This window comes from Tardiphaga robiniae, from assembly GCF_001618955.1.
GTDB classification, from domain to species: Bacteria; Pseudomonadota; Alphaproteobacteria; order Rhizobiales; family Xanthobacteraceae; genus Tardiphaga; species Tardiphaga robiniae_A.
Genome location: NZ_LVYV01000009.1, coordinates 74,459 through 100,394 on the forward strand (window position 1 = coordinate 74,459; position 25,936 = coordinate 100,394).

The 25,936-nt window shown below is 62.4% G+C and carries 24 protein-coding genes and 1 riboswitch; of the genes, 10 read left to right on the plus strand and 14 right to left on the minus strand.

The genetic code is table 11. The features are described from left to right. Positions 1-124: 124 nt before the first annotated feature. The 6 genes from thiC to A4A58_RS12125 all read right to left on the minus strand — a co-directional run bounded on the left by thiC (position 125) and on the right by A4A58_RS12125 (position 5,402). Complete coding sequence (gene thiC, locus A4A58_RS12100) at positions 125-2,053, minus strand: phosphomethylpyrimidine synthase ThiC (protein WP_068732268.1); 1,929 nt, start codon at positions 2,051-2,053, stop codon at positions 125-127. A 31-nt stretch (positions 2,054-2,084) separates the two neighbouring features. Further along, complete coding sequence (locus tag A4A58_RS12105; protein ID WP_068732270.1) at positions 2,085-2,693, minus strand: thiamine phosphate synthase; 609 nt, start codon at positions 2,691-2,693, stop codon at positions 2,085-2,087. Beyond that, entirely contained in the window at positions 2,680-3,462 is a 783-nt protein-coding gene (locus A4A58_RS12110) for a thiazole synthase (protein WP_068732272.1), read from the minus strand. The genes A4A58_RS12105 and A4A58_RS12110 overlap by 14 nt, the downstream gene beginning before the upstream one ends. Before the next feature lie 6 nt (positions 3,463-3,468). Then, entirely contained in the window at positions 3,469-3,666 is a 198-nt protein-coding gene (thiS, locus tag A4A58_RS12115) for a sulfur carrier protein ThiS (RefSeq protein ID WP_068732274.1), read from the minus strand. Further along, positions 3,657-4,694 (minus strand): FAD-dependent oxidoreductase, encoded by a 1,038-nt coding sequence (locus A4A58_RS12120; protein ID WP_068732276.1) that lies wholly within the window; start codon positions 4,692-4,694, stop codon positions 3,657-3,659. The genes thiS and A4A58_RS12120 overlap by 10 nt, the downstream gene beginning before the upstream one ends. Further along, a riboswitch (TPP riboswitch) is annotated at positions 4,682-4,826 on the minus strand. Its footprint overlaps the gene before it by 13 nt. Positions 4,827-4,898: 72 nt before the next feature. Continuing rightward, positions 4,899-5,402, minus strand: coding sequence for a lytic transglycosylase domain-containing protein (locus tag A4A58_RS12125; RefSeq protein ID WP_068732352.1), 504 nt, complete (start codon positions 5,400-5,402; stop codon positions 4,899-4,901). A gap of 197 nt (positions 5,403-5,599) precedes the next feature. Here A4A58_RS12125 and A4A58_RS12130 point away from each other — a divergent pair, with 197 nt between their 5' ends. After that, positions 5,600-7,087 carry a hypothetical protein gene (locus A4A58_RS12130; RefSeq protein ID WP_068732278.1) on the plus strand — a complete coding sequence of 496 codons (1,488 nt, stop codon included), beginning with the start codon at positions 5,600-5,602 and terminating at the stop codon, positions 7,085-7,087. A gap of 3 nt (positions 7,088-7,090) precedes the next feature. Here the strand turns inward: A4A58_RS12130 and A4A58_RS12135 are convergent, their stop codons facing one another. Both A4A58_RS12135 and A4A58_RS12140 read right to left on the minus strand, forming a co-directional pair. Further along, positions 7,091-8,413 (minus strand): ATP-binding protein, encoded by a 1,323-nt coding sequence (locus A4A58_RS12135; protein ID WP_086937035.1) that lies wholly within the window; start codon positions 8,411-8,413, stop codon positions 7,091-7,093. A gap of 10 nt (positions 8,414-8,423) precedes the next feature. Next, entirely contained in the window at positions 8,424-9,161 is a 738-nt protein-coding gene (locus tag A4A58_RS12140; protein ID WP_068732282.1) for a response regulator, read from the minus strand. Between the two features lie 170 nt (positions 9,162-9,331). On the opposite strand from A4A58_RS12140, the gene A4A58_RS12145 reads away from it, so the two are divergent. From A4A58_RS12145 to A4A58_RS12155, 3 genes are all read left to right on the plus strand, one after another. Further along, positions 9,332-9,913 carry a hypothetical protein gene (locus tag A4A58_RS12145; RefSeq protein ID WP_068732284.1) on the plus strand — a complete coding sequence of 194 codons (582 nt, stop codon included), beginning with the start codon at positions 9,332-9,334 and terminating at the stop codon, positions 9,911-9,913. A gap of 157 nt (positions 9,914-10,070) precedes the next feature. After that, on the plus strand, positions 10,071-10,448 hold the full coding sequence (locus tag A4A58_RS12150) for a PRC-barrel domain-containing protein (RefSeq protein ID WP_081421845.1): 378 nt from the start codon (positions 10,071-10,073) through the stop codon (positions 10,446-10,448). A gap of 78 nt (positions 10,449-10,526) precedes the next feature. Beyond that, complete coding sequence (locus A4A58_RS12155; protein WP_068732288.1) at positions 10,527-11,063, plus strand: PRC-barrel domain-containing protein; 537 nt, start codon at positions 10,527-10,529, stop codon at positions 11,061-11,063. A 107-nt stretch (positions 11,064-11,170) separates the two neighbouring features. Here the strand turns inward: A4A58_RS12155 and A4A58_RS12160 are convergent, their stop codons facing one another. From A4A58_RS12160 to A4A58_RS12180, 5 genes are all read right to left on the minus strand, one after another. Next, on the minus strand, positions 11,171-12,721 hold the full coding sequence (locus tag A4A58_RS12160) for a DUF4403 family protein (RefSeq protein WP_068732290.1): 1,551 nt from the start codon (positions 12,719-12,721) through the stop codon (positions 11,171-11,173). 74 nt (positions 12,722-12,795) lie between these two features. Continuing rightward, positions 12,796-13,491: a L,D-transpeptidase gene (locus A4A58_RS12165; RefSeq protein ID WP_068732292.1), complete on the minus strand. Its 696-nt coding sequence runs from the start codon at positions 13,489-13,491 to the stop codon at positions 12,796-12,798. Between the two features lie 217 nt (positions 13,492-13,708). Beyond that, complete coding sequence (locus A4A58_RS12170) at positions 13,709-14,563, minus strand: ABC transporter permease (protein ID WP_068732294.1); 855 nt, start codon at positions 14,561-14,563, stop codon at positions 13,709-13,711. Position 14,564: 1 nt separating this feature from the next. Then, on the minus strand, positions 14,565-15,380 hold the full coding sequence (locus tag A4A58_RS12175; protein WP_068732296.1) for an ABC transporter ATP-binding protein: 816 nt from the start codon (positions 15,378-15,380) through the stop codon (positions 14,565-14,567). A gap of 2 nt (positions 15,381-15,382) precedes the next feature. Beyond that, entirely contained in the window at positions 15,383-16,393 is a 1,011-nt protein-coding gene (locus A4A58_RS12180; protein WP_068732298.1) for an ABC transporter substrate-binding protein, read from the minus strand. Between the two features lie 468 nt (positions 16,394-16,861). Here A4A58_RS12180 and A4A58_RS12185 point away from each other — a divergent pair, with 468 nt between their 5' ends. Further along, positions 16,862-18,109: an extensin-like domain-containing protein gene (locus tag A4A58_RS12185; protein ID WP_068732300.1), complete on the plus strand. Its 1,248-nt coding sequence runs from the start codon at positions 16,862-16,864 to the stop codon at positions 18,107-18,109. A gap of 9 nt (positions 18,110-18,118) precedes the next feature. On the opposite strand, the gene A4A58_RS12190 is transcribed toward A4A58_RS12185, so the two are convergent. After that, complete coding sequence (locus A4A58_RS12190; protein WP_068732302.1) at positions 18,119-18,751, minus strand: TetR/AcrR family transcriptional regulator; 633 nt, start codon at positions 18,749-18,751, stop codon at positions 18,119-18,121. 184 nt (positions 18,752-18,935) lie between these two features. Between A4A58_RS12190 and A4A58_RS12195 the strand changes: the two genes are divergently transcribed. The 5 genes from A4A58_RS12195 to A4A58_RS12215 all read left to right on the plus strand — a co-directional run bounded on the left by A4A58_RS12195 (position 18,936) and on the right by A4A58_RS12215 (position 25,899). Continuing rightward, positions 18,936-20,168, plus strand: a complete 1,233-nt coding sequence (locus tag A4A58_RS12195; protein ID WP_068732354.1) for an HlyD family secretion protein — start codon at positions 18,936-18,938, stop codon at positions 20,166-20,168. A gap of 14 nt (positions 20,169-20,182) precedes the next feature. Then, positions 20,183-21,766: a DHA2 family efflux MFS transporter permease subunit gene (locus A4A58_RS12200; protein ID WP_068732304.1), complete on the plus strand. Its 1,584-nt coding sequence runs from the start codon at positions 20,183-20,185 to the stop codon at positions 21,764-21,766. A 339-nt stretch (positions 21,767-22,105) separates the two neighbouring features. Next, entirely contained in the window at positions 22,106-23,908 is a 1,803-nt protein-coding gene (locus A4A58_RS12205; RefSeq protein ID WP_068732356.1) for an ABC transporter ATP-binding protein, read from the plus strand. A gap of 207 nt (positions 23,909-24,115) precedes the next feature. After that, positions 24,116-25,075, plus strand: a complete 960-nt coding sequence (locus tag A4A58_RS12210) for a helix-turn-helix domain-containing protein (RefSeq protein WP_068732306.1) — start codon at positions 24,116-24,118, stop codon at positions 25,073-25,075. Between the two features lie 95 nt (positions 25,076-25,170). After that, positions 25,171-25,899: an alpha/beta hydrolase gene (locus A4A58_RS12215; protein WP_068732308.1), complete on the plus strand. Its 729-nt coding sequence runs from the start codon at positions 25,171-25,173 to the stop codon at positions 25,897-25,899. Positions 25,900-25,936 lie beyond the last annotated feature (37 nt).

A 25,936-nucleotide genomic window follows, 5' to 3' on the forward strand; every position in this document is an offset into this window, starting at 1 on the left:
GCTGGGGAATTTCACGGGCAGTGTTTGTGAAAATTCATCTCTCCGACAACAGAAAAGCCGGGCAATCGCCCGGCCTTTGGTTGGTGTTTGTTGTTCGGTCACTAACTCGGGGTAAGGAGGCGTCTTACAACGCCTTATTACTCTCCTTCACCGCCTCCGCCTGCACATAGACCTGCTGGCCCATGTCCTTGAACTTCTGGCTCATGCTGGCCATGCCGTCCTCGATCAGGCCACTCATCGACATGCCCATCGACGCCGTGCCGCCGAGGTTCAGCGCGGCCTTCTCGTTGTCGCCGAGCGTTGCCGCGTAGTCGCGCACGTCCTGCGTGATCTTCATCGAGCAGAATTTCGGTCCGCACATCGAGCAGAAATGCGCGACCTTGTGGGCGTCCTTTGGCAGTGTCTCGTCGTGATAGGCGACGGCGGTTTCCGGATCGAGGCCGAGATTGAACTGGTCCTGCCAGCGGAAGTCGAAACGGGCGCGGCTAAGCGCATCGTCGCGGAGCTGCGCGGCGGGGTGGCCCTTGGCGAGATCCGAGGCATGCGCCGCGATCTTGTAGGTGATGACGCCGACCTTGACGTCGTCGCGGTTGGGCAGGCCGAGATGCTCCTTCGGCGTCACATAGCAAAGCATCGAACAGCCAAACCAGCCGATCATGGCGGCGCCGATGCCCGAGGTGATGTGGTCGTAGCCCGGCGCGATATCGGTGGTCAGTGGCCCCAAGGTGTAGAACGGCGCTTCGCCGCATTCCTTGAGCTGCTTGTCCATGTTGATCTTGATCTTGTGCAGCGGTACGTGGCCGGGACCTTCGATCATCACCTGGCAGCCCTTCGCCCATGCCACCTTGGTGAGCTCACCGAGCGTCTCCAGTTCGGCGAACTGCGCACGGTCATTGGCATCCGCGATCGAGCCGGGACGCAACCCGTCGCCGAGCGAGAACGACACATCATACTTGCGCATGATGTCGCAGATTTCCTCGAAGTGAGTATAGAGGAAGCTCTCCTGGTGATGCGCGAGGCACCACTTGGCCATGATCGAGCCGCCGCGCGAGACGATGCCGGTGACGCGGTTGGCGGTGAGGTGGATATAGGCCAGGCGCACGCCGGCATGGATGGTGAAGTAGTCGACGCCCTGTTCGCACTGCTCGATCAGCGTGTCCTTGTAGAGCTCCCAGGTCAGCTTGACCGGATCGCCGTCGCACTTCTCCAGCGCCTGATAGATCGGCACGGTGCCGATCGGGATCGGCGCATTGCGCAGGATCCATTCGCGGGTGGTGTGGATGTTGCGGCCCGTCGAGAGGTCCATCACGGTGTCGGCGCCCCAGCGGATCGCCCACACCATCTTGTCGACTTCTTCCTCGACCGACGAGGTCACGGCGGAGTTGCCGATATTGGCATTGATCTTGGTAAGGAAGTTGCGGCCGATGATCATCGGCTCGAGTTCGGCATGGTTGATGTTGCAGGGGATGATCGCGCGGCCCCGCGCGATTTCCGAGCGCACGAATTCCGGCGTGACGAACAGCGGCACTTCGGCGCCGAAGCTCTCACCATCGGCGCGCGCGGCCTCGGCGCGCTCGAGCTGGACCTTGCGGCCGAGATTCTCGCGCTCGGCGACGTAGATCATCTCCTTGGTGATGATGCCGGCGCGGGCGAATTCATACTGGGTGATCATGTGATCGCCAACGCCGCGCAGCGGCTTGTGATAGGCCTTGAAGGACTTGGCGGCATGAGCTGCGCCGACATTGCCGTTATCTTCCGGCTTGATCTCGCGGCCCTGATATTCCTCGACGCCGCCGCGCTCCTTGACCCAATCGAGACGCGCGCGAGACAACCCGTTGTTGACGTCGATCAGCACGTCCGGATCGGTATAGGGACCCGACGTGTCATACACGGGCAGGTTCGGCTCGCCGGCGCCTTCGCTCAGGATGATCTCGCGCAGCGGCACGCGCAGGTCGGGCGCGCTCTCCGGGATCGCGTAGATCTTGCGCGACGAGGGCAGGTTGCCGGTGGTGACGGCGGGCAGGGTGGTGTCGGGATTGGAGCGGATGTTCATGGACTAATCCTCCGTTGTCGTTCTTGAAATGTCAGGCGGCTTTGGCGGATGCGCCAAGCCATTGATGGACGCGGGCGTCGGGGTCTGCGTGTTGGGTGACGTCGCTGACGACGGCGATGGAATCCGCGCCGGCGGCAAAGATCTCTGCGGCCTGTTCGAACTTGATGCCGCCGATCGCCACCAGTGGCAGGGTGCCGATGCGCTTCTTCCAGACCGAGATTTTCGGAATGCCCTGCGGCGCGAAGCGCATGGACTTCAACGTCGTGAAGAAGATCGGCCCGAGCGCGACGTAATCCGGCTTCGCGCGCAATGCGGTTTCCAGTTCTTCCTCGTCATGGGTCGAGAGGCCGAGCGTGATGCCGGCCTTGCGGATCGCGGCAACGTCCGCCTCGGCAAGGTCTTCCTGGCCGAGATGCAGATGCTGCGCCTTGAGGTCGATGGCGACGCGCCAGTAGTCGTTGACCACCAGCTTCGTCTTGGTGCCGTTGGTCAAGGTCAGCGCCTCGCGAAACAGCGTGGTCGCCGCTGCGTCGTCGAGATCCTTGGCGCGAAGCTGCACGGTGCCGACGCCCAGCTGCGTGAGGCGCTTCACCCAGGCGATGGTGTCGACGACGGGATAGAAACGGTCAGGATACGGCATGCCAGAACGGTGTCCCGATGACTGGAGTGGAAGGAGAAGCGAAGTCGCGCGCGCCCATCAGGCCCGCCTCGAAGCCAATGCGGCCGGCCTCAACGGCGAGGCGGAAGGCATTGGCCATGGCGACGGGATCGGCGGCCTTGGCGACGGCGGTGTTGAGCAGCACGGCGTCGTAACCGAGTTCGAGCGCTTCGGCGGCATGCGATGGCGCCCCTAAGCCGGCATCGACCACCAGCGTGATATCGGGCAGGCGGTCGCGCATCAGTTTCAGCGCGTCGGCATTGATGATGCCGCGCGCCGAGCCGATCGGCGCGGCCCATGGCATCACCACCTTGCAGCCGGCATCCACGAGACGCATCGCGACACTGAGATCCTCGGTGCAATAGGGGAACACCTCGAAACCATTCTTGATCAGGATATCGGCGGCTTCGACGAGACCCACCACGTCCGGCTGCAGCGTGTCGTTGTCGGCGATCACTTCCAGCTTGATCCAGGAGGTGCCGAACAATTCGCGCGCGAGCTTTGCGGTCGTGACTGCCTCACGCACGCTGCGGCAGCCCGCGGTGTTGGGCAGCACGGTGACGTCGAGTTCGCGGATCAGCGACCAGAACGCATCGCCAGTCTTGCCGCCTGCGGACTCACGCCGCAGCGACACGGTGACGATGCCGGCGCCGGAGGCGCGGATCGCGTCCTGCATGATCGCGGGCGACGGATAGAGCGCTGAGCCAATCAGCAGGCGGGATTTGAATTCCTTGCCGTAGAAACTCACCATCAGGAATTAGCCTCCCTGCCGTGGCGTGATGATCTCGATCTCGTCGCCTGCTTTGAGCGGCGTTTGCGCCCATGCGCTGCGCGGCACCACGTCGAAATTCAGCGCAATGGCGCAATGCGTGCCTTCGTAGTCCAGTTCCTGCAGCAGCGCGCCGACATGCGACGCCTCGATCTCGCGGTGCTCGCCATTGACGATCACTTGCATTGCATCACCTCATTGTCGATCTCGCCCCGCTGTACATAGTTGAGCGTCAGCTCCGCCAGCGCAGGCGCCAGCAGGAAGCCGTGGCGATAGAGGCCGTTCACTGCAATCGTGTTCTTGTCGATCGCAATGCGCGGCAGGTTGTCAGGAAAAGCTGGCCGAAGTCCCGAGCCGAATTCGAGAATGCGCGCTTCGGCAAAAGCCGGATGCACGGCATAGGCTGCGCCGAGCAGTTCGAGCGCGGAGCGCACGCTGACGCCGGTGTCCTCGCCTTCGATGGACGTCGCGCCGAGCATGAAGCGATTGTCGGCGCGCGGGATCACGTAAAGCGGCCATCGAGGATGCATCAGGCGGACGGGGCGCGAGAGCTGCACCTCGTCGGTCTCGACGATGATGATTTCGCCTTTAACGCCGCGCAGCTTCGGCGTGCTGGCATCATCACGCGCCGCAAGCCCGCGGCAATCGATCACGAGACCGTCGAGATCTTTCGGCTGCTGCTCGCTGTTGTATTTGATGATGCCGCCGGCGGCGGTAATCCGGGCGTGCAGTTGCGGGAGCACGCGGCGCGGCTCCACATGGCCTTCGCCGGGATAGAACAGCCCGTCGCGAAACCGGCCTTCGAGCGAGGGCTCGATCTCGGCGACGCCAGCCGCATCGAGCCGCGTATGGCTGGAGGTCATTTTCGCGAAACGCTCGAAATCGGCGCGGTCACGCGCATGCGCCACGACCAGCGAGCCGTTGAACGGTGTGTCAGGCAATTCCTCGCGCCATAGGTCCAGTGCGCGCAAGCCCAGGCGAGAGACGACGGGCTCGGAGACTTCGGCCTCGCACCAGGGCGCCAGCATGCCGCCGGCCCAGTGGCTGGTGGCGTCGCGCATAGCCTGGTCGCTGCGCTCGTGCAGCGTCACAGCGTGACCGGCCTTGGCCAGCATCAACGCCTGCCAAGCGCCGGCAATGCCAGCGCCAATGACTGATATCGATTGACCCGCCACGGGAGAGTCCCCGCGCGGAGATTGCGTAGTCTGAAACATCCCTGTCCCTTCGCCGGCATGACCCGGATCAGGTTCAAAGGGTCACCGCGGTCTCGCGCGTCTCTTCCGGAACAGGAAAAGTGCAAGCTTGCGGTATCTCAGCTCCTCGTCGGAGCCCCCCTCGGAACGACTCTAATGTAAACCTATGGATGGGCGTGTCAACGCGCCCCAAGAAGCCCTAAGATTCCACCCGATCACGCACAATTACGGCTTTGGAGCCTGCGCGTTGGCATTGGCCGTGTTCTGCAGGTGCAGGCGCTCGGCGTCCTTGGCGAAGAGTGGCTGATGCGGCGGCGCGGAAACCTCGCGGCGCTGGCGCTTGGCGGCATAGTAGTAGCCGCCGGCATAGTAGGACACTGCGCGGTTGTGATTCCCGTTCGCGGCGCGGTAGGCGCCGGCGAGATATTTCACCGCGTAAGTGAGATTGGTGTTGGGATCGCGGAGGCCTTCGGCGGTGCCGGTGTAGCCTACGCCGCGCGCGGTCGCGAGCTTGATCTGCATCAGGCCGATGGTGCCGCCGCGGCCGATCAGATTGGGGTGATACTTGCTTTCGCGCACGATCACACGATGCACCAGCGCCTCGGGCACGCCATTGGCTTGGGCGTGGGTGGCAACCATGGCGTCGTAGTCGGCTTTTTGCGCGTGGCTGGCATTGGGGGTGGCAACGACAACAGCGACCAACAGGGCCAGCAAGACGTGGGACTTCATCAGGCGACTTTCGAGCAACTAGCTATTGGCGCATCGTTTGCGCCCCGAAGGTGGCAATTGAGGAGCTATTTGACGTCCGAATCGCACCTTTCTATGGCGATGTCCAACGGCAAAATGTGCGAATTTACCAACAATTATGCTCTGTCATGCTTTGTTTTGGGCGGAACCAGCCATTTTGACCAGATCGAGCGCCGGCCATGACGATGTCCCCCACCCACCCGGCTGAGCGCGTCTTTCCGCTAGCCCAGTTGCTGCCCGCTTTGGTTGGGATCGGCGTCTCCGCCTTGCTGGTCTTCGCGGGTGATCAGATGCTTAACGATCCCGACACCTATATCCATCTGGCTATCGGGCAATGGATGCTGGATCATGGTGCGGTGCCTCACACCGACGTCTATTCCTTTACCAAGCTCGGTGAGCCGTGGATATCGACACAGTGGCTTGCGCAGGTGCTGTACGCGCGCTGCTACGCGATCGCCGGGTGGGCGGGCCCCGTGCTGCTCGCGGCCGCCTCGATCGGTCTGACATTCGCGCTGCTGATGCGCTTTTTGCTTCAGCGGCTTGCTTTGACGCATGCGATCATCTTCGCCACCGTGGGACTCGCGTTGATGGCATCGCATCTGCTGGTGCGGCCGCACGTGCTGGCGATGCCGGTCATGATGGCATGGGTGGGTACCCTGGTCGCAGCAATGGACCGCCGTGTCGGACCGTCGTTCTATGCGCTGCCCCTGATCACGCTGTGGGCCAACATGCACGGCGGTTATGTGCTCGGGGTTTTGTTGGTGGTGCCGATGGGGCTCGATGCCGTGTTGAATGTCGCGCGGCCGCAACGCGCGGCGCTGGCGTTACGCTGGGCCGCTTTTTTCGTTGCGGCCTTGGCTGCGAGTTGCGTCACGCCATATGGCTGGGACTCGCTGCTCGCGGCGCGGCGCATTCTCGGTCTTGGCGAAGCATTGGGGGTGATCGGTGAGTGGCGTCCCGCAAATTTCGGCAATGTCGGCCCCCTTGAACTGACTGTGCTCGGGGCGGTTGCGCTGGTGTTGTGGCGCGGTTTCACGCTGCCGCCGATGCGTGTCGTGCTTGTGCTCGGCTTCGTGTTCATGGCGCTGAGCCATATCCGCAATGCCGAGGTGATGGCGCTATTGGCGCCGCTGGTACTGGCCAAACCGCTGGGTCAACAGATTGGCCGATCGCATGGAACGGGATTTACCGATGTGCCGCAACAGCGCAGTGTGGTGTTCGCCGGCATTGCCGTCTCCATGATCGCAGCAACCTTGGCCTTTGCACCGATCCGTCACTACGCGCCATCGGCGTATGCTGCGCCCGCGGCAGCAGTAACCGAACTCAAGAAACTCAACCTCAGCCGCGTTTTCAATGATTACGATTTCGGCGGTTATCTGATCTCGCGGGGGGTACCTACCTTCATCGATGGCCGCGTCGAGCTATATGGCGAGAAATTCATGGTCGATCACAACAATGCCAGCGGTCTGATGGAGCCCGACAATCTGTTCCGGCTGCTGAAGGACTACGACATCGAGGCGACCTTGCTGCGAACCCAAAGCGCGGCGACCAAGCTGCTTGATCGCGTCGATGGTTGGGAGAAGGTCTATAGCGATGACATCGCTACGATCCATCTGCGCAAGCCGGGTGCGGTCCACAGCATCGCGCCTGCGGTGAAGGCGAACTGAGCGCTACGCTGCGGCTCTATCCGTATCGCGTGCCGGCAGTGCGATACGCACGATCAGGCCACGCGGCTGGCGATCCAGCAGTGTCAGTTCGCCGCCATGGGCCAGCGTTACGGCGCGGGCAATCGAGAGGCCGAGGCCAAAGCCGGCAGCTTCATGATCCATGTTGCGGGCGTCGTCGCCGCGCACGAAAGGCTGCAGCATCGCGCTCTTTTGTGCGTCCGAAATGCCAGGACCGTCATCGGCGACGTCGATGATGGCGCCGCCCTCGGACATCGTCAGAGAGATATTCGCTTCGGAGCCGAACTTCACGGCGTTCTCGACCAGGTTGGTCACTGCGCGATGTAGATCGTCGGGTCTTGCCATTGCCATGGCATGGGACGGCCCCTGATAGGTCACCATATGCCCGATGTCAGCAAACTGGTCGGCGATCAGCTGCAGGGTTGTGGCGATATCCGTCAGCGTCATCTCTTCCAGCCGGCGGTCATTGCGCAGGAACGACAGCACGGCTTCGAGCATCGATCGCATCTGGTCGAGGTCGCGCAGCATGTGGCGGCGATGGCCGTCGTCCTCGATGAATTCCGAACGCAGACGCAGCCGCGTAATCGGCGTACGCAAATCATGGCTGATCGCGGCCAGCATCTTGGTGCGGTCGTCGATGAGTGTGCCGATGCGCTCGCGCATCCGGTTCAGCGCGCGTGCCACCGATCGAATTTCTTCGGGGCCGCGTTCGGGGAGAGGTTCGGCCGAGCCGCTGAGGCTGAATTCTTCGGCCGCTTTTGCAAAGGCCGAAAGTGGTGCCGCCAGCATGCGGGCCGCCCACAGGCCCAGAAGCGTCAGGCTGATCACAACGAACAGAAACGTCAGAACCCAGGGACCGCCCAGAAAGAAGCCTGGTCGCCGCTCCGGCAGGCTATTGAAGGAGAACATGTCGCCGTCCGGGAGGGTGATCCCGATCCGGTCCGGCGCGCCATCGATCGTCAGCAGTCGCGCGTCGGAACCAAGCAGCCGGCGTAAGCTGTGACGCGGATAATCTGGGCCATTGTCGGTGGTAATCGTTGCATCCCGAGGGACCGGCCGGATGTCGAAATGAGGAAAAGCCTTTTTCAGATTGACCAGCAGTTCCGGGCGATCGGCGATCGGTGTCGCCTTCAGCAAGCGAACGATCGCGATCAACTCGCCATGGCCGCGATCCCGCTGCGCATCATTCGGGTCCGGCCGCATCAGCGTGAACAGCAGCGAGAGGACGATGTGGATAGCCACGATCGACATCACCACCAAGGCGGTGATCTGGCCGCTGATCCGACGCAGATTGAGGACGCTGAACATCTCGATGAAACTAGTTGGTCGTCGCCGTCGCGACCGCTTCCACCGTCGGCGTGAACATGTAGCCGCCCGAGCGCACCGTCTTGATCATTTGCGCGTCCTGCGGATCGACTTCGATCTTGCGACGGATGCGGCTCACGAGCACGTCGATGCTACGCTCGAACGAGCCGGCGCTGCGGCCTTGCGTGAGATCGAGCAGGCTGTCGCGCGACAGCACCCGACCGGAGCGCTCGACAAAGGCGCGCAGCAGATCGAATTCGGCCGAGGTCATGGCGACGCGCGCGCCTTGGGGATTACGCAATTCGCGAAGGCGCAGGTCGATCTGCCAGCCGGCGAATGACAGCGCCGTGGCGTTCGGCGTGGCGCTCGCATTGAGCGCCGTGGCCTGTCGGCGCAGCACCGCATTGATGCGTGCCAGCAATTCGCGCGGATTGAACGGCTTTGGCAGGTAATCGTCGGCGCCCATTTCGAGGCCGAGAATGCGGTCCACGTCCTCCCCGCGTGCGGTCAGCATGATGATCGGCAGTTGCGACTCGGCGCGCACCTTGCGGCACAGGCTGAGGCCGTCTTCGCCGGGCAGCATCACGTCGAGGATCAGCAGGTCGACGCGGGTGTCGGCCATCACCTTTTCCATCTCGCGCCCGTCGGCGGCGGTGGTGACGTTGCAGGAATTGGTACGCAGATACTTTGCGATCAGCGTACGGGTTTCGCGGTCGTCTTCTACGACCAGGATGTTCGGTACGTTTGCCATGCGAACTCTTTTGGCCGGGATCGGCGCGGGCTGCAGAAGTTTTTTGTTTCGGACTATTGCTGGTGGCTGGGGCGCAACAAACCGCAACATGTCAGCAAGGCGATAACAAGACCTCGTTAAGAAGGTTAACCGCAAGTTGCGAGCACTAAGCAAGCACCTTGGAGCAGATCATGACCTCTATCTCGGCTGCGTCCAGCAGTTCCTACCAATCCCCCCTTCAAAAACTGCAGCAGGAGCTGCAGGCCGAGCTTTCCTCCGGAAAGATCAGCAGCGGCGATCAGGATGCGCTGTCCTCTGCTTTAACCGATATCGACTCGTCGCTGCAGGCCGACCGTTCGAGCCAGAGCAGCGGCAGCCGGTCGTCGCCGGACGAGATGAAATCGAAGATCGACGATCTCATCAGTGCCCAGGTGTCCAGCGGCAAGCTGACCTCGGACCAGGCCACCGAATTGCAGGGCGTGTTCCAGTCCGCCTTCGCCGATGGCGGCCCGGGTGGGGCAGGAGGCTCCAAGGGTGCCGGCGGTCCACCCCCCGGCGGCCCTCCGCCGTCGGATAGCGCCGATAGTACCGACAGCACCGATGATACGGACAGTGCGACCAGTATCTCCGATATCATGAAGCAGTTCCTGGACTCGCTGAAGCAATCGCTGGAGGCCTCGTCCTCGAGTGCCTATAGCGCAAGCGGGACCAGCACGACGGCATCCAGCAGCAAGGCGTCATTCACCGCGCTGCTGATCGACTACCAGACCTGATACGAAGACCGCGACGCGTACGACCAGGCAGACGCCACCATCTTTCCCGCAAGGGAAGGGTGGTGGTTTCTTTTGTGCACGTCACTTTCGCGCTATTGCCGGAACAAGGAACACGTCCGGGCATTGTTATCCCTTCAATTGATTTATGGAGGCGACAATGACTCCCGACGTCATGATGAAGCCGCATAGCCTGATTGCAAGTGACCGGATCGAAGGAACGGCGGTGCGGCGTCCGAACGGCGAACGCATCGGGCATATCGAACGGCTGATGATCGACAAGATCAGCGGCAAAGTGTCCTACGCCATCCTCAGCTTCGGCGGCTTTCTCGGCCTTGGTTCGAACCTGCTGCCGCTGCCTTGGGCGCGATTGACCTTCGATCGCAAACTCGATGCGTATCAACTCGATATCAGCGAAGAGGAGTTGCGCAGCGCGCCGTCATTTACCGAGAAACGCGAGTTCGACTGGGGCGACAGGTCGCAGGAAGAAGCGCTACATCGCCATTATGGCGTCGCACCCTATTGGGGCGAATTCTAACGACCAATTTAGGTGGAACCGGAACAGTCATTGTATCTCCGCGTTGGTTTTGGACATCCACAACGACAGGAGGAACATATGTTCAAGAAATATATGACGGCTGGTATCGTTGGTTCGGCGCTACTGGCAACCGCCGCTTTCGCGCAAAGCCCGAGCACTACGACAACGACGACAGCCCCCGCCGCTGCGCCGGTCACCGCATCTGATACGACGTTCAATGGTAACTGGCGTACATCGAAGGTGGTCGGTCTGAGCGTGTATAACGAAGCCAATGAGAGCCTCGGTTCGATCAACGATCTCCTGACCGACAAGCAGGGGAACATCAAGGCGGTGGTGATTGGCGTCGGTGGTTTCCTCGGTGTCGGCGAACGTCTGATCGCCATACCTTATGACAAGATCAAATTCGTGAACGAGCCGGTCGCAACAATGGCATCTTCAACTGGCGGTTCGTCGGGCATGAAGTCGACCTCGCCCCCGAGCGGCATGACCACGGGTGCAGCTCCCGCAGCCGCCGCGCCGGCCAAGGCGAATCCCTGGTACCCCGACCATGCCGTGCTAAGCAGTGCCAGCAAGGATCAATTGAAGGCGATGCCTGAGTTCAAGTATGCGATGTAAGGCCGTTTTGCGCCACGTTGTGACAACGCGAGCCAAGAACCAGTAGGCTGACGATAAGGGCGCGCCCGTTTTGCGGGTGCGCTCTTCGCCGCGTCATCGCGTTAAACCTACAGCCCCGGCAATGCCGTCACATTCACATTGATGGCGCCGTCGGCCTCCGCGATCACCCGCAGCGTTTTGGAGTCGAACGCGATCCCGCCAAGGCGGAGGCTGCTGATCTCGGCGCCGACGCGGATGCCATTTTCGTTCTTTTGGAAATCCGCGATGACGGCGGCGATCTTCTTTTGCGCGTTCGAGGCAAAGGGTTTCAGATCGATGGTCGCACGTTCGGCCAGCGTCTTCTGTAGCAATGGCATGGCTGCACGAGCTGCCGCGCCGAGCAGGCCGAAGGCCGCTTCTGATTCAACGGCAAGTTCCAGATCGGTAAAGCGCAGCGTCTGTGCCGCCTGATCGAGCGCAGGCCTGCCCCAGACATGGACGGTTGCTTCGCCGCCAAGACCGAACCAGCTCTGCTTCTCCTTGGCATTCACCAGCAACGAGATGAGCAGGCGGTCGCCGGATGCCGAGACAGTTGCCTTTTTCACCGTCACAGCGACCGCGCCGGAATTGTCTTCCGGGAATGTCTTGCCGGCGAGCTGCGCCTCGATGATCTTGTTCAGTTCAGTGAAAGGCATGTCCACGGGCACACCGATGCTGAGTTTGCCGGGGCCGGGCGGCACGATGGTGAGTGTGGCAGGGAACGGACAATTCGGCTGCGTCTGTGTTGAGGTCACGCGTGTTTCGGCCTCGACGCCGAGTGTCAGCGTCATATTGCTGGCGTCGATGCGCGGCTGGGCGGCGACGGCACGCGTCGGCTTCAGTTCGATGAACAGGTTCTGCAATGCGCTCGCACCTTGCAGCGGGATCGACCGGCAGAGTTTGGCCCATTCACGCCGTGCATTCTGCTCGAAGGCGGGATCGTTGCGTAGGCGCTGCTGCAGGGCGATGATCTGCTCATTGACCGCATTGTCGATCATCGGCTTGACCTGCGCCGGCACATTGATGCGGGCACCGGCGACCGCGACATTGGTATCGCCGAGTGTCACCTGAGCGGCCAGGTTCGGGTCGATCCGCCAGTTCGGGGTCAGCCGTGGCTGCGCCGAGACCACCACATTGCCGCGGATTTCCGCATTGGCATTGACGTTCTTGATGTTGATGTTGCCAAGCTGCTTGGCCACATTGCCGCCGAGCAGGTTGCCGAGCGCGCCACCCAGTGCGTCGCGCACATTCGTCGAGATCGCGCCGGTGACATTGAGCGTGCCGGTCAGTGGCGTCGACATGGTCAACGTGTCCTGCGCGCCGGTCGCCGCGATCGGACCCCGTGCGGCCGTCCACTTGATATCGGCATCCTGCAGCAATTGCTGTACAGGATTGTCAGCCGTGCCGTTGAAGCTGCGCGGCGCGCCGCGGTCTGCGGCATCGCGGATCGCGGTGAGTGCAATGGCGACCGGTGCGACGATGCTTGAACTGCGTGCGGGTGAGGGTGGCAGTGGCGGCAATGCGACCAGCACCGGCGCCGAGCCGGCGCCGCGCGGCGCCACATAGTCCATCACCTTGAGTGCGACCACGAAAAAGACGGCGACCAGCACGGCGCCGATCAGAATTGGTTTCAGACGCATGATGTCCCCGCTCGAAAACGCGGGGACATTACAATGCTGTGGTGACGCGCGCCAGTTAGGAGCCGCGCCTCAGATTAGCCGCGTTTGCCGCTTGCGCTGTCCGCACGGCGATCCATCGGCAACACGATGACCTTGGTGCCGACAGTGACGCGGGAATACAGATCAGACACGTCCTGATTGGTGAGGCGGATGCAGCCCGACGACACCTGCGTGCCGATGGTCTCCGGCATATTGGTGCCGTGGATGCGATAGATGGTGCCGCCGAGATACATGGCGCGGGCACCAAGCGGGTTACCGGGGCCGCCGGCCATGTGGCGCGGCAGATAGGGCTGGCGTGCGATCATTTCAGCGGGCGGGGTCCATGCCGGCCATTCGGCCTTGCGGGTCACGGTTTGTACGCCGGACCAGGTGAAGCCATCGCGGCCGACGCCGATGCCATAGCGGATCGCCTGACCGTTGCCGAGCACATAATAGAGATAGGTGTTCGGAGTATCGACGATGATCGTGCCGGTGGCCTCGCGGGTCGGATAGTTGACGATCTGCCGCCTGAAGCGCGCGGGCTGTTCGATGGCCGGGCGTTCGTCATCCACCTGCGGGGACTGCATATAGGGTGCAGGCTCGCTCTGGACTGGCGGCGCCATGAAGAACGGAAACAGCGGCAGCGGCGCTGCGGCTGCCGGGTGGGCAAAGGAGAATGCGCCGGCAAGGAGCGCGCCGATTGCGACGGCAGCACGGCGAATTTTTCGTTCGAAAGAAGCGAGGGTAATCATGGGAATCTCCGTTTGAGCGCCTGTGGGTGAGCGCCCGTTCGGCGCCTCGTTGGCAGGAGATGTACCCAGCGGCGGTTTCAGGAGATTTGCGTCAATTCGGCAAAACGGTTTCGTCGCGGCGGAGAAATGTGTCGTCGCGGCGCGGGCGGACAACATTGTTGCAAAAGGGATGACTGCCGGCGCGCCGATTTGAATCAAGCGCGCCGGGTTTCGAGCGTCACTCGTTAACGGTGGTATCCGGGCGCCAGGTCAGCAGCCGGTTCTCGATCATGGTGAGGATCCATTCGGCCAGCAGCGCCACGATCGCGATAACGATCATCGCGGCGAACACGCCGTTGGAATCGAACGAGCCCTGCGCCGTGGCGATCAGCAGGCCCATGCCTTCGCGGGCGCCCAAAAACTCTCCGACGATGGCACCGACCAGCGCGAAGCCGAACGAGACATGCAGGCTGGCGAGAATCCAGGACAGCGCCGAAGGCAGCACCACCGCGCGGGTCATTTGCCAGTTGCTGGCGCCGAGGATGCGCGCGTTGGCGATCAGGTTCTTGTCGGCCTCGCGTACGCCCTGGAAGGCGTTGGCGAACACCACGAAGAACACCATCACGACCGCGAGTGCGATCTTCGAGGCCGCGCCGAGGCCGAGGGCGACGATGAAGATCGAGCCGAGGACAACGCGCGGGATCGAATTCGCGACCTTGATGTAGATCGAGAACACGTCTGACAGGAGCTGGTTACGCCCAAGCGCGATGCCGCACAGGATGCCCATGGCCGAGCCGATCAGGAAGCCGGCGCCGGCCTCATAGATTGTCACCCAGATCTGCTTCCATAGCGGTCCGATCGAGGTGCCGTTCTCGGTCCAGTCGATCAGCTTGGTGACGATGCCGGATGGCTGGCCGAAGAAGAACGGATCGATCACGCCGAGGCGGACGCCGAATTCCCAGCCGCCGATCAGGAATACGAGAACGGCAAGCCGCAGCGCCAGCACCAGGCGTTGATGGCGGCGCATGCGCTGGACGGCGGTTTCGATACGGCCGTCGGTGACGAGGGGGGCTGTCACTGTTGTCTCGGTCATGTCAGTGTCCCCGCGCGTCAGCGCCTCGTGCGCGCAGTACTTCCTCGCGCAGGTCGTCAGAGATCTTGCGCGCAATCGCGATGAAGCGTTCGTCGTAGCGCAGCGTCGCGACATCGCGCGGACGCGGCAGGTCGATGGTGTGGACGGACTTTACCCGCGCCGGTCGCGTAGTCAGCACGGCGACGCGATCGGCGAGCAGGATCGCCTCATCGAGATCGTGGGTGACGAACAGTACCGCGGATTTCGCCTGCGCCCACAGCTGCAGCAATTCTTCCTGCATCAGTTCGCGGGTCTGCACGTCAAGCGCGGAGAACGGCTCGTCCATCAAAAGGACCTGCGGATTGTTGATGAAGGTCTGCGCCAGCGCGACGCGCTTGCGCATGCCGCCAGAGAGCTGATGCGGATGATGATGTTCGAAGCCCTTCAGGCCGACGCGAATGATCCAGTCGCGAGCGGTAGCCTCCGCCTTGTCTTTCGCCACGCCGCGAAACAACGGCCCGGCCATGACATTGCCGAGCACGTCACGCCACGGAAACACGGCATCCTGCTGGAACACGAAGCCGACGCGCCGATCAACACCGGTCACCGGCGCATCGAACAATGTGACTTCGCCGCCTTGCGGGCGGGCGAGGCCGGCGATCAGCCCGAGCGTCGTCGACTTGCCGCAACCGGTGGGGCCCACCACGGCCATGAATTCGCCGGGCGCAATGCTGAGGTCGAAATCCTCCAGCGCGGAGAGAACGTCACCCGAAGGCGTGACGAAGCGGCGCGCGACGTTCTTCAGCGCGACGGCGGAGGGCGATGCAATTGCTGACATGCTCAGTTCGTCGCGTTGGCTTTGACCACGAAATCCGTGGTGTAGGTCTTGGCGAGATCGATGGTCTTGCCCTTGAGGTTGGGCGAGAAGCTGTTCAGCACACTCAGCACCGACTCCGGTGCGCCAGCCGGCATCATGCCGTCCACGGAGTATTGCGGCTTGCCTTCGCGCAGACCTTGCACATAGAGATCGAGTTCGCCGGCATAATAGTCCTTCGGCATTTGAGCTGCGATCTCTTCGGGCGAGTGGGTATTCATCCACTTCAGCGTCTTCACGAAGGCATTGACGACTTTCTGCGCCGTCTCCTTGTTCGCTTCCATCCAGGCGCGGTCCATATAAAGACACGCGGCCGGATAATCGCCGCCGAGTGCAGCGCGGGTGCTTTCCGGTGTGCGCAGATCGATGCCGACTTTTGCCGTGCCGTTCTTGACCGCGCGCGCCACCGTCGGCTCGGTGGTCATGCCGGACACGATCTTGCCCTGCTGCATGGAAGCCAGGAACGTATCGCCGGCGCCGACCGGCACCAGCGTGTAGTCCTGCATCTTCAGCCCCGCCTTGGCGGCGAGTGCGCGGGTCAGGAAGTCGGTGGCAGAGCCGAGACCGGTGACGCCGAGCGCCTGGCCCTTCCAGTTGGCGGGATCCTTCAGCTTGTCGGCGTCGGCGGCTTTCACCAGCACGACTTCGCCAGGTGCGATCGCGAATTGCACCACCGAGGTGATGAATTTGCCCTTGGATTGCAGGTCGATGGTGTGATCGTAGAAGCCGACCACGCCCTGGACTTCGCGGGCGAGCAAAGCGGTGGCCGCCTGCGAGCCGGAGGTGGAGTTGAATAGCTCGACGTCGAGCCCCTGTTCCTTGAAGAATCCGAGCTGCGCCGCGAGTTTCGCCGGCAGATAGATCTGCTTGTCGATACCGCCGACCATGATCTTGATCGGGGTTTGCGCCGCAGCAGGGGCTGTAAGTGCAGCGGCGAGTGATACAGCCGCAATGGTTGCGGCAAAGAATTTGCGCATAGGCGTTTCCTGACTTCTGAATTCGGCGCCGGTCTGCTGCGCGGGCGGTCGTCCCGGTCCACGCGCAAGCGCCCGTAACGGGGGGCATCAGGCCCCGGCCTGCGTCAAACTGTCAATCGGCTATTGGCAGGTCACGACAGCAAAAAGCGCCCGCTCCGGGGAGCGGGCGCCATAGGTGAGAAAGCTTCATGAGATTAGGGCTCTACAGCACGCCCAATACGATAGCGCCAACGAAGGCGATTGCCGCATAGGCGGCCACAACGCTCAGTTGACCGAACATAGTCATGGGAACCCTCCCTTTGACGTTGTCGCGCTGAGTAACGCGAAAGCTGGCGGTCCGTTCCCGCAGAAAAGAGAAGGAAGCCGGCCAATTGCTGCTGTAGCGGCATGAGCGTCGGCAACATGGTAAATCAAACGTGAATTCAATGCGTTGAAGAGTCTTTAAAACATTTCGACCACCTTGCGCGAATGACGCGCAGAGTTCGTTTGTATCTCGTCGGCTCCGTCGTCCTTGTTTCGCTTGCGGGTTGCGGACGCGGTCTGTTTCAGACCCAGGAACGTGAACCATGGCGTGCCGAGGCAGAAGTCGCATGTCTCAAATCCGGCACGGTGAAAGAGGGCGCTGATCTCGTTCGGATCAACCCGATTTCCGGGCCCGGTGTCTGCGGCGCAGAATTTCCCTTGAAGGTGGCGGCGCTCGGCGAGGCCAGCAGTAGCTACGGCTTTGCCGATGAAACCCTGCGACCGCCGGGCGGCATCAGCGGTGCAAGCCAACCGCGTTGGCCAGTGCAGCAGCAGCCACAGACCATGGCGCGTCCCGCGAACAGCTATCCAAGCTCCTATCCGCAAGCTGCCGCGCCGCAGCAGCCATCCTATGGCGGTTCGTCCTATGGCGGCGCTGCCAATAACGGGCCGATCTCGCTAAATGCGCCGGGCGTGCCGCCGGACAATGAAGACGAAATCGAACTGCCGCCGGAAGGTTCGCCGCAAACAATGTCGTCGCCGCAGCCGCAGCCGCGCGCGCCTTACGGCCGTTACAGTTCTGGTGTGCAGCAGAGTCAGCCGCCGCAGGATTATGCCCCGCAGCGTCTTGGACCGGGACAGGGCAATGTCACGGGCTCGGTTGGCCCCGTCGTCGTGAAGCCGACGGCGACGCTGGCCTGTCCCATCGTCTCGGCACTCGACAAGTGGCTCGCGGAGTCCGTGCAGCCGGCGGCGATGCGCTGGTTCGGCGTCCGCGTCGCCGAGATCAAGCAGATCTCCGCTTATTCCTGCCGCGGCATGAACGGCAACTCGCGCGCGCACATCTCCGAACATGCGTTCGGCAATGCGCTCGATATCTCCGCCTTCGTCCTCGCCGATGGTCGCAGTGTCTCGGTGAAGGCAGGCTGGAAGGGGATGCCGGAAGAGCAGGGCTTCCTGCGCGACATTCAGGGCGGTGCGTGCCAGGTCTTCAACACCGTGCTGGCGCCGGGCTCCAACGTCTATCACTACGATCACATTCATGTGGATCTGATGCGCCGGCCGAAGCGCCCGGTGATCTGCCAGCCGGCGGCCGTGTCGGGCGAGGAGATTGCCGCGCGCGCGCAAAGCCGCAATCCCTATGCCAGCCGCAACAACAATGACTACGGCGGCGTGACCGGCTCGATCGGGCGCACGGCCAAGAAGTCGACGCGCAAGTCGCCCGATGACGAGGACTTCTACGAAAACGAATAGACGAGCGCGTCAGATGCGGTAGGCCGCAAGGAACATCCGCACGGCGCTGTCGACGACCTTGTCGATCTCCGCGCGCGTCGGTGTCGGCTTGGCCTGGAAGATGAAGGGCTGAAACAGCGTCGCCTGGCAGGACATCATGAATTGCGCGGCGGCCAGTTCGGTATCCTTGATTTCCAGTTCCTTCGCAGCGACGCGGGCATCGAGATAGGTCGCGACCTGCCGGATCGCGTGTGCCAACACCGCTTCATAAAAGCGTTTGCCGACATCGGGCATGCGCTCCGCGATCGCCATCACGGTACGGATCGCCGAGCCGCCGCCGGGCCGACACAGCAACTGGATATAGGCGCGGCCGAATTCGCCGAGCGTGGTCACCGCATCGCGTTCCGGATCGAGATTGAAGACGGCCTTGCCCTGTTCGAGCTTCTCCTGCTCGACGATCGACTCGAACAGCGCGCTCTTGTCGGTGAAATAGACATAAAGCGTGCCCTTGGAGACGCCGGCGGCACGCGCGATCTCGCCCATGCTGGCGCCGTCGAAGCCCAGATCCAGGAAGACTTTTCGCGCGCCGTCGAGAATTTGGCGGCGCTTGGCGCTGTCTTCCTCGCCGACGGGCGAGAGGGGGGCAGGGTGGGAGGCAACCATTCGTTCAGCCTGTTCGATGAATCAGCGGGATATCGCCCGCGATGAAACCGGAATAACGCGAAATCGTGATGAACTGGCCAAACTCTATCTTGACCGAACCGTTCGGTCAATTTACATATTGCCGCAGCAAGCGGGACCCGGCATGTCCGGTGGTGTCCGCATTCTCACGTTTGAGGAGGCCGGAATGGCCGGACCACGCGACCAGGCTGCCCGTATCATTCGCCCCGAAGGCGAGGCTGACAGCGCGCCGGTGCGCGTCGTGTCGCCCGCAGCGGATGAACCCGCAGCCCGCGGTCCTGCGGATGCGCCCGCACCTGAACAACCCGCCACAGCAGCACCGGCCGCGACCGCGCAGACCGCTGCTCCAAAATCCGGCAAGAAGAAAAAAGTGCTGCTCGGTGTCGGCGCGCTGCTCGCCGTCGCAGGCGTCTATTATGGCGTGAACTATTATCTGGTCGGCCGCTTCATCGTGTCGACCGACGACGCCTATGTCCGCGCCAGCAACACCACGCTGGGTGCGCGCGTCTCGGGCCACATCGCGCAGATCCTCCCGGGCGACAACGTCGCGGTGAAGGCCGGCGAGGTGATCTTCAGGATCGATGACGGCGACTATCGCATCGCCGTCGATGCCGCCAAGCGCAAGATCGACACCCAGAAGGCCACCATCGAGCGGATAGGCCGTCAGGTCGGCGCGCAGGAAAGCGCCGTCGAACAGGCGCAGGCCCAGCTCGCATCCGCCGATGCGGCTGCCAATCGTGCGTCGCTTGAATTCGATCGTCAGGAAACGCTGAGCAAGCAGGGTTTTGCCTCACGCTCGGTCTATGAGACCTCGCAGTCGAACCGTGATCAGACATCCGCTTCGGTGAAGGCTGCGAAAGCCTCCGTCGATGCAGCCAAGAGCAGCGTCGAAGTGACGAAGGCGCAGCAGAACGAAGCGCGTGCGCAGCTCGCCGAATTGCAGAGCGCGCTGGACAAGGCCGTGCGTGATCTCGACTTCACGGCCGTGAAGTCGCCGGTGGATGGCATCTTCTCCAACCGCCTCATCTCGACCGGTGATTTCGTTTCGATGGGGCAGCGCCTCGGCAATGTCGTACCGCTCAACGACGTCTATATCGATGCCAACTTCAAGGAGACGCAGCTGCGCCGCCTGAAGCCGGGCCAACCGGTCTCGATCGAGCTCGACGCTGACTCCAGCCGCGCCATCGAAGGCACGGTGGAGAGCCTCGCGCCGGCCGCGGGCTCGGTGTTCACGCTGCTGCCGCCGGATAATGCGACCGGCAACTTTACCAAGATCGTGCAGCGCGTGCCTGTGCGCCTCAGGGTGCCGGCTGACGTCGCCAGGGAAAACCTGCTGCGCGCCGGCATGTCGGTCTATGTCCGCGTCAACACCAAGCCGGGTGCCGAACCCGCGCGCTAAGTCAGGACAAGCAGATGTCCACGACCACCACCGTGTCAGGCGCACCGCCGGCCGCTCCGGCCGCGGACTATGTCGCGCCGAAACGCCTGATCGCGTTTCTGATCATGGTGTTCGGCATGTTCATGTCGATTCTGGACATCCAGATCGTCTCGGCCTCGCTGTCTGAAATCCAGGCCGGATTGTCCGCGTCGTCCAGCGAAGTCTCCTGGGTGCAGACCGCCTATCTGATCGCGGAAGTGATCGCGATTCCGCTGTCCGGCTTTTTGTCGCGCGCACTCGGCACGCGGCTGTTGTTTGCGATCTCCGCCGCCGGATTCACCTTCGCCAGCCTGATGTGCGGCTTCACCTCGTCGATCGAGCAGATGATCCTGTGGCGCGCGATCCAGGGCTTCCTTGGCGCCGGCATGATCCCCACCGTGTTCGCCTCAGCCTATACGGTGTTTCCGCGCTCCAAATTCCACATCGTCGGCCCGATCATCGGCCTCGTGGCGACGCTGGCGCCGACCATCGGACCCACGGTGGGCGGCTACATCACCGATGCGCTGTCCTGGCACTGGCTGTTCTTCATCAACGTGGTGCCCGGCATCGGCATCACCATCGGCGTGCTCGCCCTGGTGGATTTCGACGAGCCGCATTTCGAGCTGCTCGATCATTTCGACTGGTGGGGCCTCGGCTTCATGGCGGGTTTCCTCGGTTCGCTGGAATATGTGCTGGAAGAGGGGCCGCGTAACGATTGGTTCCAGGACACGTCGATTGCGATCTTCGCGGTCATCTGCTTGCTGTCGGCCATCGCATTTTTCTGGCGCGTGCTGACGGCACGGGAGCCCATCGTCGACATCCGCGCCTTCACGGATCGCAATTTCGCGCTGGGCTGTCTGTTCTCGTTCTGCGTCGGCATCGGGCTCTACGGCCTGACCTATCTCTATCCGCGTTATCTCGCGGAGATCCGCGGCTACAGCGCGCTGATGATCGGCGAGACCATGTTCGTCTCGGGCGTGGCGATGTTCCTGACGGCGCCGCTGGTGGCGCGCCTGATGCAGAAGATCGACATGCGCTATCTCATCATGTTCGGCCTGATTCTGTTCGCCACAGGCACCTGGCAGATGACATGGGTGACGCGCGATTTCGATTTCTACGAACTGCTCGTGCCGCAAATCCTGCGCGGCATCGGCATGATGATGGCCATGGTGCCGATCAACAACATTGCGCTCGGCACGCTGGCGCCGCAGATGCTGAAGAACGCCTCCGGCCTGTTCAACCTGACGCGCAATCTTGGCGGCGCACTCGGCCTCGCGCTGATCAACACCGTGCTCGATCACCGCACCGACTTCCACATCACGCGGCTGCACGACAAGGTCACCTGGGGCAATGCGCAGGCGGTCGAGATGCTCAACATGTTCACCCAGAAGTTCCAGGGCATGGGCGACGCCTCGCGGATGGCTATGAAGCAGCTGTCGCAGATCGTGCATCGTCAGGCCGTGGTGATGAGCTTTGGCGACGCGTTCTTCGCGCTGTCGGTGTTCTATGTCGGTCTCAGCCTCATGGTGATGCTGCTGAACAAGCCCAGCAATCCCGCCAATGCGGGCGGCGGGCACTAAGCGCGGCTGGAGCGGTTCTATCGCCAATCAGCGATTGAAGCCGGCCATCATGTTGCCAAAAGTCGGCGGCACATCTATAAAACTACCTTCCATTGCTCGAACCCGAGGGAGAGTCTGCATGAAGTCGATTGATCTGCTCTCCGGAATTCTCGGTTCGGTGCACGCATGCGGGTTTATGCGGGCTCGTTGAGCTCCGGTTCCGCCTCTGCCGGTCGGGCCTGATGTCCCGATCATCCTGATTTTTCCCGTTTCTGTACTTTTAGGACGCTCGCGCTCGGTCTGGCCGTTGCGCGTCAAACCATGGAGCCGGTCTGCGCAGGGGTGCTGCCGGATGAAGTCATGACTCTGAAATCGAAGGACCGCGCCGCCGCCATCCGCGTGGTGATCCCTTTCGTGATCCGGCATTGGTTCCGGCAGCCCGGGCGCGCGGCGACAGTTGCTGTCGGTCTGCTCGGCGCAACGGTGGCCGATCTGTTCATGCCGCTGTTCTCCGGGCAACTGGTCGATGCCGTCACCAAAGGCGGTGCCGATCCGGTGGCCCGGCAGGCGGCATTTACAGCCTTTGGCGCCATCGTGGCGCTTGGCGCGATGTCGATGCTGCTGCGGCTACTTGGCATCCACGCCATCGTTCCGTTCACGCTGCGTATCATGTCGGATCTGTCGCGCGAGGCTTTCGCGCGCGTGCAGCGTTTCTCGACGGACTGGCACGCCAACAGCTTCGCGGGCTCCACGGTGCGCAAGGTCACGCGCGGCATGTGGGCGGTCGATCTGCTCAACGACACGCTGTTGATGGCGCTGCTGCCGTCGCTGGTGGTGTTGCTTGGCTCGATGCTGCTGCTCGGCTGGCACTGGCCGGCGCTGGGCGGTGTGATCGCTGTCGGCACGGTCGCCTATATCGCCATGACCGTGTGGTTCTCCACGCGTTACATCGCGCCGGCCGCACGGGTGTCGAATGCGTGGGACACCAAGGTTGGCGGTACGCTGGCGGATGCCCTGACCTGTAACGCCGTGGTGAAATCCTTCGGCGCGGAAAGCCGTGAGGACGGTCGGCTGGGGCAGGTGATCGGCCGCTGGCGCGTGCGCGTGGCGCGCACATGGTATCGCTACAACACCACGAGCACGGTGCAGCTCGCAGTGCTGCTCTGCGTGCGCACGGCGGTGATCGGCGGCGCGCTATGGCTGTGGCTGAACGGGCAGGCCACGGCAGGCGATGTCACCTATGTGTTGACGAGCTATGTTGTGATCCACGGCTATCTGCGCGATGTCGGCATGCACATCAACAACCTGCAGCGTTCGGTGAACGACATGGAGGAGCTTGTCGCGATTCATGATGTCGCGCTGGGCATCGCCGATGCTCCCGATGCCCAGCCGGTTGCCATCACCGGTGGACGCATCCTGTTCGATGACGTGACGTTCCACTATGGCGGTCACGCCACGCCGCTCTATGACGGACTTTCGGTCGACATTCGCGCCGGCGAACGCGTCGGTCTGGTCGGGCGTTCGGGCTCCGGCAAGACGACATTCGTGAAGCTGATCCAGCGGCTCTACGATGTGTCGGGTGGCCAGATCATGATCGACGGCCAGAACATCGCCGAGGTCACACAGGAATCGCTGCGCAGCCGGATTGCGATTGTGCAGCAGGATCCGATCCTGTTTCACCGTTCGCTGGCCGACAACATCGCCTATGGCCGGCCCGGCGCCAGCATGGCAGCGATTGAACAGGCGGCACGGCTGGCGAATGCGCATGACTTCATCACCCGGCTGCCGAAAGGCTACGGCACGCTGGTCGGTGAGCGTGGTGTGAAACTGTCGGGCGGCGAGCGGCAGCGTGTCGCTCTGGCGCGTGCATTCCTGGCGGATGCACCGGTGCTGATTCTGGACGAGGCGACATCGAGCCTCGATTCAGAGTCGGAGGCGTTGATCCAGGAGGCGATGGAGCGGCTGATGAAAGGCCGCACGTCGATCGTGATCGCGCATCGCCTGTCGACGGTGCGCAGCCTCGATCGCATTCTGGTGTTCGATCACGGGCACATCGCGGAAGAGGGCACCCATGCCACGCTCACAGCGCGACCGGGTGGCATCTATCGCGGCCTGTTCGAACGGCAGGTGCTGGATCTCGATCGCACCGCCGCCGCGGAATGATATCAGGAAGGAACGGGGGCCGCCGTTGGCCCTCGTTCGCATTTTGGCGCATGTCGTGAATGCGTTCGTCCCCCGTGGGCGAGCCGATCGTGGCGACACCCGCACGGTGACGCCCGTCGTCGCAAAATCGGATGTCGTTGACAGTTCCTGCTTTGCGCAACACTCTGTCGATCCTGCGACCAGTATAGACCGTATTGGGGCTCGACGATGGATTGCTCGCCGGAGATTCAGACATGGTCGACTGCTCTCGTCGAGCCGGAACGACGGCTGGATTACTGGATTTCCGCTGTCTGCGAAGGCTTTCTGGAGATGGATATCGCCAGCCTCGCGCCCGCGAGCTTTGCGTCCGAACTACAACGCGGGCAGCTCGATGTGATTGGGGTCAATCATGTTCGAGGGGATCCCCAGCATGTCTATCGCACCAGACGCGCCATCGCGCGCGGCCAGTCCAATTTTTACTATCTGCTTTGCAAGACCGACCGTAACTGGTCGGCCACGCAATGCGAGAGAACGGCGATGTTGCGCCCCCATGATCTTCTTCTGGTGGATTCGAGGCGCCCCTATGAATTTCATTTTCCAGTGACGTCGGACACGATTTCGCTGGAGCTGCCGATGGGATGGGTCGAGCGTTGGCTTACCGCGCCCGAGCAGCATCTTGGCCGGGTGATTGATGGACAGTCTGGCTGGGGACTGGCACTGAGCGGCTTCGTTCGGCAATGGTCACCGGAACTGGCCGTTCGCAGTCCGCTGCCGGCGCCTCTCCTCGTCGATCAATTGGGAGCCCTGCTGGCTCTGGCACTGGAAGGCGATGTGACGCAGTCGCCGGCGGAGACGTCCGGCACGGCCGCGCTAATTGATCGGATTCGTCGCGCTCTGCGCGAACGCTATGCCGAGCCCGGCCTCACTGCAGCGTCGATTGCCACGCAACTGCAAATATCGGAGCGCACGCTACATCGCGGTCTCGCCAGCGCGTCCGTGACCTTTAGCGGGCTGCTCGCCGACTGCCGCATGTCGATGGCCCGCAAGATGCTGGCCGAGCCGCGCTTCGATCGTGTGAGTATCGGCGGCATCGGGCAGAAGGTCGGCCTGACAGATCCATCACATTTTATCCGCCAGTGCCGCAAATATCTGGGGGTGACACCCGGCGAGTTCAGGCGCCGACGATAGCCTGTGACGCAAATCGTCGATTGGGCTGGCACAATCCGGCCATCTGCCCGGCATGTCGGTGATTATGAATGTCCGGGAAACATCGGGAGGATTGCATGGCAGATCTATACGTCCTGGTTCACGGCGCCTGGCACACGGGACAGGAGATGGACGCGGTCGCCGGTCATCTGCGGGCGAGCGGGCATGTCGTTCATTGCCCGACGGTCGCTGGCAACAACGCGAATGACGACCGCAGCACAGTTGGGCTTGCGCAGGCTATCGCTTCGATCGCTGATTATATCGAGAAAGAAAATCTGCGGGACATACGCCTTGTCGGACACAGCTATGGCGGCATGGTGATTTCGGGCGTCGCGGACCGTATGGCAGAACGCATCAAGCGGCTGGTCTATGTCAACGCCTTCGTTCCGCTGGACGGACAGTCGCTCAACGACATGGTGCCGCCGCATTACCTTGGCCTGTTCGATTCCATCGCTGCCGCCAACAACAACGCGGTGATGCTGCCGTTCGAAATCTGGCGCGACGCTTTCATCAACGATGCCGATTTCGGACTGGCGAAGTCAGCCTATGAGCAACTCAATCCGCATCCCTACAAGACATTCACCGACAAGATTTCGCTGAGCAAGCCTCTCGCCGAACTTGCGGTCGGGAAATCCTACGTGAATTGTCAGCAGGACATTGCGCTGCCACACAGCCTGCCATGGCATCCCCGACTATCCGAACGTCTTGGTCTGTTTCGGCTGGTCGAATGTCCGGGTAGCCATGAAATGTTCTTCAGCAATCCTGCACGCCTCGCAGAGGCGATCATTCAGGCAGGACGGGACTGAAGCAGATTTCGGTGTGGTCATCGGCGCCAAAACTGGC